Origin of the sequence: Xanthomonas sp. WHRI 10204 (genome assembly GCF_040202875.1) — a bacterium.
Classification (GTDB): domain Bacteria; phylum Pseudomonadota; class Gammaproteobacteria; order Xanthomonadales; family Xanthomonadaceae; genus Xanthomonas.
In genome coordinates this window covers 338,267-350,235 of the sequence record NZ_JBEGDW010000001.1, presented here as the reverse complement: position 1 = coordinate 350,235, position 11,969 = coordinate 338,267, and the positions used below count along the sequence as shown (strand labels likewise).

Below are 11,969 nucleotides of genomic sequence, written 5' to 3'. Positions count from 1 at the left end.
GATATAAATTCACTGCAGGAGCGGCACCATGGCCCGTCGGATTCTCATCAGTGGCGCAAGCGTCGCCGGGACCACTGCGGCATGGTGGCTCGATGCTTATGGAGTCGAGGTCGACGTCGTCGAACGCGCGCCGGCGTTTCGTGATGGCGGCCAGAACGTCGACGTGCGCGGCAATGCGCGCGAGGTGCTGCGCCGCATGGGACTGGAGGCGCGTGCATTCGAACGTAGCACCAAGGAACTCGGCACCGATTGGGTGAGCGAAGACAATCGCGTCATTGCGCGCTTCAAGGCAGACGAGTCCGACACCGACGGCGGGCCCACTGCCGATCTGGAAATCCGTCGCGGCGACCTCGCGCGCATCCTGTATGACGCCAGCCGCGAGCGCGTGCCCTACCGCTTCGGCGACAGCATTTGCGACCTCGCGCAGGACCAGGACGGCGTCGACGTCACCTTCCACAGCGGCCACTCCGCACGCTACGACGCTGTCATCGTCGCCGAAGGCGTTGGTGCGCACACGCGTGAGCTGGTGTTTCCCGGCGAGAACGTGCCGTACTGGATGGACATGACCATTGCGTACTTCAGCATCCCCCGACTCCCGCACGACAGTGCCTATGCCAGGCAATACAACACGGTGGGTGGGCGCGGCGCGACGTTGAAGCCTGCCCTGGACGGCAAGCTGGGCGCCTATCTCGGCCTGCAGAAGCGGCCCGAGGGCGAGAACGCATGGAGCCTGGAGCGGCAACGGCACTACATGCAAGCGCAATTTGCCAACGATGGCTGGGAATTCCCGCGCATTCTCGAGGCGATGAAGGATGTCGACGATTTCTACTTCGAGGTATTGCGACAGGTGCGCATGCCGCGCTGGTCCGCCGGCCGGGTAGTGTTGACCGGCGATGCCGCGTGGTGTCCCACATCGCTATCGGGCATCGGCACGACGCTGGCGATGGTGGGCAGCTATGTATTGGCGGGCGAACTTGCCCAGGCCAGCGCACCGACGCAAGCGTTTACGCACTACGAACGGATCATGCGCCCGTTCGTCAAAGAGGGGCAGAACGTTCCCAAGATCGTCCCTCGTCTGCTCTGGCCGCACTCCGCCGTTGGACTGACGCTGCTGCGCGGCGCGATGCGCCTGGCTGGCACCCCGCTTGTCCGACGCGTCATCAACAACCGCTTTGCGCGCGATTCCAACAGCATCGCCTTGCCGGACTATCGGCAGCTAGAGCCGCGCTGAAACAGTCGTTGTCGCGAATCGACGACAACGACTGCACGACCACGCGCTCACACCGCTGCGATACGCAGGCAACCGGCACCTGCGCATCACCTGCCATAACCATGTGTGGTGCGACGACCACTCATCTGTGTCGCCGCGATCACCCAATCAGCCTGCGTGGTTCTCACTGAAGAACCACGCAGCATCCGGCCGCCCTAGAACTTCAAATCCACACGCGCATACCAGAAGCGCCCACCGGGAATGTCGTAAGTGGATGCGTCATAGCCGTTGAGCGAGCACGACAGGCAGAGCGGAGGATCTTTGTCGAACACGTTGTTCAAGCCAGCCGTGAGTTGCAGCCCCTTGAGCCAATCGACGCGATACCCCACCTGCGCATCGTGATAGGTGATCGCGTCCAGCCGATTGGTACCCATGGCAGGATCGGAGCACACCGCAAATTCCACCGCATCGCCGCATTGCTCGGTGAGCTTGGAGATGTGGCGCGCCGTCCACGATGCGGTCCAATTACCCAACGACCAATCCAGCACGGCATTGCTGGTCCACTCGGGAATCGCACTGTCGACCACTTCGATGCCTGGCCCCTGCGGCTGCCGCTGTCCAGCCGCACCCAGTGCTTCGTAACGACCCACGAAGGTGTTTTGCCACGACAACTTGAAGCGGCCGAACGCGCTTTCCGGCAGCGTCCAGAACAGATCCACATCCCAACCATCGGTTTTGATCGAGCCCAGATTGGTCAGCCGGTTGTTGAAGGCATTGATGCCGCCGGTGGACGCGCGCCCGATGCCGTCGCAGTACAGCGCATCCAGCGTGTCCACGCACAGATCCAGCTGCGTCTGCGCATTGATGGCCTGGATCGCGCCGTCGACATGATGGCGATAGAACGTCACTTCCATGTCCAGCCGGTCGGACCAGCTGGCGTTGCTGGCAAAGCCCGGGCTGAACACAAAGCCGGCGCTGAAGCTGCGCGAACGCTCCGGGTCCAGCTGCTCGTTGCCGCCGGTGGTCACCGAGATCTGCTGGTTGGCCTGCTGGTAACCGCCCGGCACGCCCAGTGCGGCGCAGTTGGCCGCACTGCCGCGCGGGGCGGTGCCGCCCAGGCCGATCGAGCAGGGATCGGACAATTGCAGATCGGCGCGCGCGGCCGAACCGAACAGCTCGCCGATGGTCGGTGCACGGAAGCCTTCGGCGTAGCTGGTCCGCAACACCAACTCGTCGGTGACCTGCCAACGCAGGCCGTACTTGGGCGTGAATTCGCCGCCGAAGGTGGAGTAGTCCGAATAGCGACCGGCGATATTCAGATCGAGTTTGTCGCCCAACGACGAGTTGGCGAAGATCGGAATATTGAGCTCGAGATACGCCTCGTTGACGTCGTAGCTACCGGAGGTCGGCAACGACGGCACGCCGTTGTAGCGGCCGGCCACGGTGAGCGGATCGGGCTGATATGAGCCTTCGTACTTGCGGTATTCGTAGCCGCTGGCAAACGATACCGCGCCGCCCGGCAGCGGGAACAATTCGCTGCTGAGGTTGGCAGTGAACAGGCTCAATTCGTTCTGGCTGCGGTCGCGCACCACCGGCTGGATCCAGCGCAACATGTCCGGCGTGATGCTGCCCGCGCCGCTGAAGATATCCAGCGGCACGCAGCCAGCCACCGCCGCGCATGCAGCCGGATCGCCCAACGCCAGATTGATGTTGAACAGGTTGTAGCTGCCGTAGTTGGTCTGCTCGGCCTTGTTCTTGCTGTACATGCCGTTGACGTCCCAATACCAGGTGCGCGCGGCCGCTTCGAAGGTGCCCACCAGCCCGGTGCCGAAGTACTGCGTATCCACCTGCTGCTCGTAGCGACGCGGCCCGCCTTCCACCGGACGCCGGCCGATCTGGATCAGGTTGGTGGCCGAATTCAGATCGAAGCCGAACGGATTGAACGGATTCAAGCCGGAAATCACGATGTTGTCGGCGAGCGGATTGCCGGTGCCGGCATCGGGGCCGAGAAAGATCGGCTCCGGCGCGGCCTGGTTGGTCGACTCGCGCCGATTGCCCAACGCCTTGACGTACCACTGCACGTCGTCGTTGAAGTAATAGCGGAATTGCGCAAACACGCCCTTGCGCTCGGACGGTGTCAGCAGCAGGTTCTGCTCGGCAAAGTTGTAGCGGTCTGCGGTGCCGAAGCAGTGGTAGTCGTCGCTGCGCGTGCAGCCAGCGCTGCCGTCGTATTGCGGCGTGCCGACGCCGGCATTGGGGGTGAGGTTCTGGCGCGCGCCGGTCGTGGGGTCGACGAACTGAAAGCGCCCATCCGGTGTGGCCGAGCTGCCGAAGGTCAGCCCGGTGCCCGGGATCGGAAAGCGTGCCTGCGCACGGTCGCGCGCATAGATCGGGTCCTGCTTGACGTAGCTGGCGCCTAAAAACAGGCTGAAATCCTCACCGCTGGTGCCCCAGGCCAGATCCACGCCCTGGTTGGCGCCATCGCCCTTGCCGTACTGGCCGTAGTTGAGCGTGACCTGTGCACCGTCGAAGCTGCGCCGGGTGATGATGTTGACCACGCCGGCAATCGCATCGGAACCGTATAACGACGAGGCGCCATCTTCGAGCACTTCGATGCGTTCGACGATCGCCAGCGGAATGGTATTGAGGTCGGTCGACGAGCCCACACCCGAGGCGGACGACTCGTTGACCCAGCGGATGCCATCGACCAGCACCAGCACGCGCTTGGAGCCGAGGTGGCGCAGATCCACCTGCGCCGAACCCGCGCCCACGCCGCCGCCGTCGGGCGGAAAGCCGAAATTGCCGGACGAATTGAACTTGGCGTTGAGCGCCGAACCGGACGCGGTGAGTTCCTGCAGCACTTCGCCGATCGAGGTCAGGCCGGTGCGCTCGATGTCGGCGCGGTTGAGCGTCTGGATCGGCACCTGGCCTTGCAGCTCGGCAGTCCTGATGCGGGTGCCGGTGACTTGCACGCTATCGAGCGTGCGCGTACCGGGGGTCGCCTCGGGCTGTTGCGCCCAGGCCAGCGTGGGAATCAGACACAACGACAACTGCACGGCCAGGCATGACCGAGACGGGCCAATCAGACGCTTCATCCTTTCTCTCTCCAGAAGGATCTTTAAGTGTCCGCACGCCCCCGTGCCCTGCGGTCCGGCCCAAGTTGTAAACGAAACCTTAACGCACCGCAATCTGGCGGTGCAGCACTGCGATGCGCGTCGCAGTGCATGGTGTGAGCGCAGATGCCGATAGAAACGCGCAAGCGCATCGTCCAGACGACGAACGCACAGCGGCATCGATAGGCCGCATGCTGTCAGGCGCGATGCGTATTCACTCAAGCGCTCAGGCGTGCTTCGGTATAGTCGCGCGATGACTTATTTCCCGCGTCTTGCCACTGTTTTCGTCGGCCTGTTGTGCCTTGGCAGCACTGCGCTGCATGCGCAAAGCCTGGATCCGCAATTGACTGCCATGCGCGATGCGATCGCCGCCGCAGAGCGCGGCCAATCCGATCCCGCACAGCTCTCTGCATTGAGCCGCCATCCGCTGTACGGCTGGCTGGAGTACGCCACGCTCAAGCGCAACATCGACAACGTCTCCAACGCGCAGGCGCAGGGGTTCTTGCAGCGCTACGCAGGCCAGCCAGTGGCCGAGAGTTTCCGTAGCACCTGGTTGCCGGCGGTCGCGCGCCGCCAGGACTGGCCCACGTTACTGGCCAACTGGAAGACCACCGATAACGTAGGGCTGCGCTGCGCGCAGCTGACCGCGCGCCAGGCCACCGGCAAGCTGGACGCACAGTGGAGCCGCGATGCGCTCACCCTGTGGCGCAACGGCAAGGCGTTGCCGGATGCGTGCGAGTCGGTGGTGGCGGGGCTGGAGTCGCGCGGCGAACTCACCCCGGCACTGCGCTGGGAGCGTGTGGAAGCCGCTGCCGATGCGCAGCTGCCTGCAGTGATGCGTGCGGCGGCGCGTGGCTTGCCGGCGGCTGATCTGGCACTGGCCACCGATTACGCTACCTTTCTCGACAAGGTCCACCCGCGTGCACTGGGTTGGCCAAAGACCGAGCGCAGCCGCAACATCGCCGTCGATGGCCTGGCCAAGCTGGCCAAGACCGACCCGGATGCCGCCGAGCAACAGTTGCCGCAGTTCGCCAGCGCGTTGGGTTTCAGCGACGCGCAGCGCGGGCAGGTGCTGTATCAGATTGCGTTGTGGACGGTGGCGTCCTACCTGCCGGATTCAGCGCGCAGGCTCAACGCGGTGCCCGATGCGGCCTACGACGAGCGCCTGCACGAATGGCGCACGCGCGAGGCGATGTCACGTGGCGATTGGCCTGCAGCCTTGGCCGCCATCCGCAAGATGCCGGCCAGCCAGCGCGCCGATTCGCGCTGGCAGTATTTCGAAGCGCGCCTCACCGAGAAGACCGGTTCGGCGGCGGCAGCACAGCCGTTGTATCGCGCCGCTGCGCAGTCGCCCACCTTCCACGGCTTCCTGGCCGCCGACCGCCTGCAGCAGCCATATCGGCTGTGCCCGTGGGAGCCCAAGGACAGCCCGCAGGCCAAGGCCGCAGTGGCGCGCGACCCGGCATTGACCCGTGCAATTGCGTTGTTCCAGATCGATCGCCCCGGCTGGGCGGTGGCCGAGTGGAACGATGCCGCCAGCCGCTTCGACGACACCCAGCGCCGCCTTGCAGTGGAGGTAGCCAGCGACAACGGCTGGTTCGACCGCGCGGTGTTTGCGCTCGGCAAACAGCCGGACGAGCAACGGTTGTATGCGCTGCGTTTCCCGCTACATCACGATGAAAGCATTCGCCGCGAGGCCGCCAAGAACGCCATCGATCCGGCCTGGGTCGCTGCAGAGATCCGCGCCGAAAGCATCTTCAATCCACGTGCGCGTTCGCCGGCCAATGCGATGGGCCTGATGCAGGTATTGCCCGGCACCGGCGCGGCAGTGGCCAAGGGCATCGCCCTGCCCGGCTACGCGGGTGCCGCCAGTCTGTACGAGCCGGATACCAACATCGCCATCGGCACCGCGTACCTGCGCCAGTTGCTCAATACCTATGGCCTGCCGTATCTCACCATCGCCGCGTACAACGCCGGACCCGGCCCGACCGGCCGCTGGCAATCGCAACGGCCGGGCTTCGAACCGGACTTCTGGATCGAGACCATCAGCTACAAGGAAACCCGCGAGTACGTTGCGCGTGTCCTGGCCTTCAGCGTGATCTACGACTGGCGCCTCAACGGCGACATGCTGCCGCTGAGCGACCGACTGATGGGCAAGCTGGTGGACAAGCGTCAAAAGCCGGTGTGCACGCCGGGCCAGAGCGCGAACAACGCAGCGCAGGACTGAATGCACTTTTGCCGACGCGTCCTGCCGCTTGCTGAGGCGGGCGCGCCTGCGCCGTTGCGTCTGTTCTCAGCCATGGGTTAGTTGAAGTGCGATGCCCTGGCCGCTTGCGGGCCGCTTCCGGGCCGCATCGCGAATCGGTCTTTGGACGCGTGGCGGCAGCGTGCTATCGCGTCTTGGCTTCGCTGACGACCCCTAAGCAGGACATCCAGACCTCGATCGGCACATCGTGCAAACGCACAACGCCCGCATCGCTGCGGGCGTTGTGTGATGACGAACAGTGCTGCAACCCTTGCAGCGCTGCGTGTGGCAGCAGCAGTTACAGCTTGCCTGCGCCGGCCTTGGCCTTGACGTCCGCAGCCACCTTGTTGGCAGACAGCAGATTGTAGGTGTACGGCGGCTTCCAGCCGATGTTGCTGTTCCAGGAACAGCTCAACGCCTTGCCGTTGAGCAACGACCCCTGGTCGCGGTACACGCTGCCCTTGTAATCGCCGGCAATCTTGTCGCAACTACTCACACCGCTGATGTCGAAGGCATTGTTCTCGGAGAAGATCTTCGATTCCTTGCCCACGCCATGCGCATGCGAGAACGGGTAGACCTTATTGCTGGTGCTGCCCACGTGGTAGTTGTTGTACAGATGCACCTGGCCGAAACGTACCCGCGGTGCACGCGCGGAGATGTTTTCGAACAAAGTGTTGTGGATGGTCACCTTGAGCTTGCCGCTATCGGTGCTGGAGGCGCTGTCGCTGGAGCCGATCAGGCTGTTCTTCTCGTGCGACTTGAAGGCCGAGTACGAGATGGTCACGAAGTTCGCGCCCTTCTTGACGTCCATCGCGCCGTCATGATGCTGCTTGGGGCGACCATTGGCGGTGCCGTTCTGATCGTCGGTGCGGCGACCATCGGTAAAGGTCACGTGGTCAACCCACACGTTGGTGGCGCCTTCCACGGTCAAACCGTCGTACTCGGCATTCCAGTTGCCGTTGTCGCCATCGTCGGCATCCCACTTCGGTTCCGGATCCCACGGATTTTCGATGGTGAGGTTGCGCACGATGACGTCGTTGGCCTTGATGTAGAAATAGCCTTCGCGGATTTCTGCGTTGGTGCCGACGCCGATCAAGGTGGTCTTGGTCGGCACATCCAGACGCGCACGCGTCTTCATGTCCGAGGTCTTGGTGTAGGCCTTGCCTTCGCTGATGTCGATGACACCCTTGACCTTGATGATGCGCCCGTTGCTTCCAGCGCTGGCCTTCAGTGCGGCCTTCAATTGTGCTGCGTTGCTGACGGTATAGATATTCGCTGCCGCCGCCTTGGAACCGCCTTTTGTGCCGCCGTTCTGGGTGGCCCAGCCGGTGGTGGCAACCTCCAGCGCAGGGTCGGCTGCGTAAGCGGTGGTCGACAACAACGCGGCGCTCAATACAACGCCCACAACGGTACGTCCCACAACAGTCGATGCGTTCGACATGGTGATGAAATCTCTTGAATGAGTGATGCATGACACGCCGCTACGCGACGTGTTCCCCGTGTGTTCGCCCAGGCCAACAGGCCAGTCCCCTAGCGAACCCGACCGATGCTAATGCTTATGTACATTATTTAAAAGTACATTTTCATCATGTTGCACCTGCGTTTTTGGAATGACCACGAGCCACGCGCAGCGCACGTTTTCGTGCACTGCGCGTGGCAACGCTTTGCAGCAGGTGCTGTCGCTTACAGCTTGCCGGCGCCGGCTTTTGCCTTGACGTCCGCAGCTACCTTGTCGGCCGACAGCAGGCTGTAGGTATATGGCGGAGTCCAACCGATATTGCTGTTCCAGGAGCAGCTCAAGGCCTTGCCATTGAGTAGCGAGCCCTGGTCGCGATACACGCTGCCGCCGTAGTCGGCAGCGATCTTGTCGCAGCTGCTCACACCACTGATGTCGAACACGTTGCGCTCGGAAAAGATCTTCGATTCCTTGCCCACGCCATGCGCATGCGAGAACGGGTAGACCTTATTGCTGGTGCTGCCCACGTGGTAGTTGTTGTACAGATGCACCTGGCCAAAACGCACCCGCGGTGCACGCGCGGCAATGTCCTGGAACAGGGTGTTGTGGATGGTGACCTTGAGCTTGCCGCTGTCCAAGCTTGAATGACTGTCACTGGAACCGATCAGGCCGTTCTTCTCGTGCGACTTGAACGCCGAGTAGGAAACGGTGACGAAGTTGGCACCGCGCTTGATGTCCAACGCGCCGTCGTGATGCTGCTTGGGGCGGCCGTTGCCGGTGCCGTTCTGATCATCGGTGCGGCGACCATCGGTGAAGGTCACATGGTCCACCCATACGTTGGTAGCGCCTTCCACGGTCAGGCCGTCGTACTCGGCATTCCAGTTGCCGGCGCTGCCGTCATCCGGATCCCAGACCGGCTCCGGGTCCCATGGATTTTCGATGGTGAGGTTGCGGATGATGACGTCGTTGGCCTTGACGTACATGTAGCCTTCGCGGATTTCGGCATTGCTGGTGATGCCGATCAGCGTGGTCTTGGTCGGGATATCCAGACGCGCGCGCGCCTTCATGTCCGAGGTCTTGGTGTAAGGCTTGCCTTCGCTGACATCGATGATGCCGCTGATCTTGATGATGCGTCCGTTGCTGCCCACGCTGGCCTTCAGCGCGTTCTTCAACTCGGCAGCATTCTTGACGGTGTAGATGTTGGCAGCGGCAGCTTTCGAGCCGCCCTTGGTACCGCCGTTCTGCGTCGCCCACCCGGTGGTCGCCGCTTCCAGCGCAGGATCGGCGCTTGCAACGCCGGTGAGCAGCAACGACCCGACAAACAGCGACGCGGCGGCCGCCGTCGAAAATTTCGGCTTCATCTTGATGTCTCCCTCGAATGGGTTCGATGCGCCGCGCGGCGGCACATTCCTCGTCTATTGACTGCGGAACGTACTTTTCATCTCTGTAATTTTCAGCTCCGCGACACGGATACTAGGAGCATCGCAATCGCTTGTATCTAAGCAATGCCTCGATGTGCACGCGCAGTCACGCAAACGGTTGCGGGACACCAAAGAGAAGACAAAACGCTGTAATCAAGACACGCAGAGACAGCGCCAGGGACACTGCAGCGCAGCATTCTGCGTGTCGCATTGCAGTTGGACATGCCTTCAACACACCATGCTGTTGCGATCACATGGGCGTGTTTTTTCGCAGCGAAAGCATCCATTGCAACGTACTGACTGGATAGCGCGTGCAAGACGCACATGCGCTTGATGCGTCTGCCCGCACGCAATACAGCAAGCGGGAACCGACACGAACGTGCGAGGTGCGGTGCACAATCGCCTAGCGCACGTAGAACAGGCATGACGCAGGCGATCAACTGAGCGATACATCCGCATACATGCACTGCATGATGCGAGCCGTGCGCAAGACATCGTGATCCAAGACCAAGCGTCAATCGATGGCTCTATTGGCGTTGCTGTATGTTCAAGAGCACAGGCCACGTGGCGCTGGTTGCGTACACAGTCAACCCGTACGCGTGCATCTTGCAGACGTTATCGGCTGTCCACAGCAGCCTATGCGCAAGCAAGCCCATGTTTGTCATACGCGCACACCCATCCACGCACGCACAACGCCATGCGCGCGATCGTTACCTGCAATCGATTCGATGATGGGCAGCCCGCGAAGGCGAGGCTGCCGCAGCGCTCAGGAAAACCCTTCGAAGAACAACTCGATCGCCATCACCAACGCATCTTCGCGTCCGGTATTGGAGGGGTAGTAGCGCGGGCGCCGCCCGATCTCGTTGAAGCCTTCGGAGTGATACAGCGCAATCGCCGAAGGATTGGACGGGCGCACTTCCAGAAATGCGCGTCGCGCGCCGCGGTCGCAGGCGCCCTTGATCAAGGCGCGCAACAACACACGCCCGTGTCCTTGCGATTGCGCTTCCGGCGCGATACAGACGTTGAGGACATGCGCCTCGTCGGCGGCGATGCTGATGATGCCGTAACCGATGACCTGGCCGCCCTGCTCCATCACCCACCCCGGGTAGCCCGCCTGCAAACAATCGCGAAAGATGCTGCGCGTCCACGGGAACGGATAGGCACGTTGCTCGATCTCCATCACCGCGTCCAGATCGCTTTCGCGCATGGCACGCAGTGGCGCGGGCAGCGGCGCGTTCATTGCGCTCACGCCGGGTCCTGACGGCGACGCAGCGCGCGCAGCTGCGGCCACAGCGCGCGCTTGGCGGCAGGATTGCCGCGCAAGTCGGCCAACGGCCAGGAGGCCATCAAGGCTTGCGTCGAAGGGTCGCCCGGGTTGCAACCGGACGCGCGCAGCAACGCCATCTGCAAACGGTCGGGCAGACCAACGCGGCCACGCCGTTGCGGTGCAGCTGCCGAACGTACATCAGACGCACGCGACTCGGCCGGCGCAGTCGGCGCCGAGCGACGCGCCGCCGGTACAGCAGCCGGAGCCGTTTGCGCGACACGCGGCGCACGCACTGGCGCAGACACCGGCGCGTGGTCGATCACCTCAACCGGCGCAGGCAAAGCATCGGCTGTGTCGCGATCCAGATACACGGTGTGCCCCATCGCCTGCAGGCACGACACCTGCAGGTCCGACCACACCGGTTCGTGCGCTGGCTCGCTCATGGACGCCGGCTCATGGAAGCTCGGGGACACGCCGCCAACGCCGCCACAGCCACATCATCGGGCCGGACAACGCATACAGCACGCCGATCACCAGCAACGACCGCGCCAGGTCGATCACCAACAGCGCGATCACCACCGTGGCAACCGCCAGTGCCAGAAACGGCACGCGGTCGGCACGCGGGCCACGCGCGCCGCCCTTGAAGCTCCAGAAGCGGATCCGGCTGACCATCAACAGCGCCGACACCACCGTGACCGCCAGCGCCACGTAGCGCAGCTGCTCGCCGTCGAAGCCCAGGCTGTCGTCGGCGAACGCCCATACGAAGGACATCATCAGCCCGGCCGCTGCCGGGCTGGCCAGACCGATGAACCAGCGCTTGTCGACCACGCCGACCTGGGTGTTGAAGCGCGCCAGCCGCAGCGCCGCGCAGGCCGCATACAGGAAGGCGGCCGACCAGCCGACCCGTCCCATCACGTTGCTGTCGTACTTCAGCGCCGACAGCGACCAGTGATACATCACCAGCGCCGGGGCCATGCCGAAGCTGACCAGATCGGCCAGCGAGTCGTACTGCACGCCGAATTCGCTGCTGGTATTGGTCAGGCGCGCAACCCGGCCGTCCAACCCGTCCATCACCGCCGCCACGAACACCGCCATCGCCGCCTGGACGAACTGACCATTGGCGGCGGCGATGATGGCGTAGAAACCGGAAAACAACCCGGCGGTGGTGAACAGGTTCGGCAGCAGGTAAATCGTGCGCGAGCGCGGGGGCGGTCTCATTTCATCCATCCGACAAGTGTAGGGCCTGAGGTCCGTCCG

8 protein-coding genes are annotated in these 11,969 nt (G+C 63.3%); 2 read left to right on the top strand and 6 right to left on the bottom strand.

The genetic code is table 11. The features are described from left to right. The first annotated feature begins 28 nt into the window (after positions 1–28). Positions 29–1,231, top strand: coding sequence for an FAD-dependent monooxygenase (locus tag ABQZ00_RS01630; RefSeq protein ID WP_323537767.1), 1,203 nt, complete (start codon positions 29–31; stop codon positions 1,229–1,231). Between the two features lie 194 nt (positions 1,232–1,425). Here the strand turns inward: ABQZ00_RS01630 and ABQZ00_RS01625 are convergent, their stop codons facing one another. Continuing rightward, the gene (locus ABQZ00_RS01625; protein ID WP_323537768.1) at positions 1,426–4,305 is read right to left on the bottom strand and encodes a TonB-dependent receptor; all 2,880 of its coding nucleotides are present in this window, start codon (positions 4,303–4,305) and stop codon (positions 1,426–1,428) included. A 271-nt stretch (positions 4,306–4,576) separates the two neighbouring features. Between ABQZ00_RS01625 and ABQZ00_RS01620 the strand changes: the two genes are divergently transcribed. Further along, entirely contained in the window at positions 4,577–6,550 is a 1,974-nt protein-coding gene (locus ABQZ00_RS01620) for a transglycosylase SLT domain-containing protein (RefSeq protein WP_323537769.1), read from the top strand. A gap of 316 nt (positions 6,551–6,866) precedes the next feature. On the opposite strand, the gene ABQZ00_RS01615 is transcribed toward ABQZ00_RS01620, so the two are convergent. From ABQZ00_RS01615 to pssA, 5 genes are all read right to left on the bottom strand, one after another. Next, positions 6,867–8,009, bottom strand: coding sequence for a pectate lyase family protein (locus ABQZ00_RS01615; RefSeq protein WP_055848197.1), 1,143 nt, complete (start codon positions 8,007–8,009; stop codon positions 6,867–6,869). A 242-nt stretch (positions 8,010–8,251) separates the two neighbouring features. After that, positions 8,252–9,385, bottom strand: coding sequence for a pectate lyase family protein (locus ABQZ00_RS01610; RefSeq protein WP_115562881.1), 1,134 nt, complete (start codon positions 9,383–9,385; stop codon positions 8,252–8,254). Between the two features lie 826 nt (positions 9,386–10,211). After that, the gene (gene rimI / locus ABQZ00_RS01605) at positions 10,212–10,694 is read right to left on the bottom strand and encodes a ribosomal protein S18-alanine N-acetyltransferase (RefSeq protein WP_055848190.1); all 483 of its coding nucleotides are present in this window, start codon (positions 10,692–10,694) and stop codon (positions 10,212–10,214) included. After that, the gene (locus ABQZ00_RS01600) at positions 10,691–11,155 is read right to left on the bottom strand and encodes an alanine acetyltransferase (protein WP_323537770.1); all 465 of its coding nucleotides are present in this window, start codon (positions 11,153–11,155) and stop codon (positions 10,691–10,693) included. The genes rimI and ABQZ00_RS01600 overlap by 4 nt, the downstream gene beginning before the upstream one ends. 10 nt (positions 11,156–11,165) lie before the next feature. Beyond that, positions 11,166–11,939, bottom strand: coding sequence for a CDP-diacylglycerol--serine O-phosphatidyltransferase (gene pssA / locus ABQZ00_RS01595; protein WP_055848184.1), 774 nt, complete (start codon positions 11,937–11,939; stop codon positions 11,166–11,168). Positions 11,940–11,969 lie beyond the last annotated feature (30 nt).

Bases quoted from the DNA above. Each gene is read 5' to 3' on its own strand.
- ABQZ00_RS01630 (WP_323537767.1), top strand. From the start codon at position 29: ATGGCCCGTCGGATTCTCATCAGTGGCGCAAGCGTCGCCGGGACCACT.
- ABQZ00_RS01625 (WP_323537768.1), bottom strand. From the start codon at position 4,305: ATGAAGCGTCTGATTGGCCCGTCTCGGTCATGCCTGGCCGTGCAGTTG.
- ABQZ00_RS01620 (WP_323537769.1), top strand. From the start codon at position 4,577: ATGACTTATTTCCCGCGTCTTGCCACTGTTTTCGTCGGCCTGTTGTGC.
- ABQZ00_RS01615 (WP_055848197.1), bottom strand. From the start codon at position 8,009: ATGTCGAACGCATCGACTGTTGTGGGACGTACCGTTGTGGGCGTTGTA.
- ABQZ00_RS01610 (WP_115562881.1), bottom strand. From the start codon at position 9,385: ATGAAGCCGAAATTTTCGACGGCGGCCGCCGCGTCGCTGTTTGTCGGG.
- ABQZ00_RS01600 (WP_323537770.1), bottom strand. From the start codon at position 11,155: ATGAGCGAGCCAGCGCACGAACCGGTGTGGTCGGACCTGCAGGTGTCG.
- pssA (WP_055848184.1), bottom strand. From the start codon at position 11,939: ATGGATGAAATGAGACCGCCCCCGCGCTCGCGCACGATTTACCTGCTG.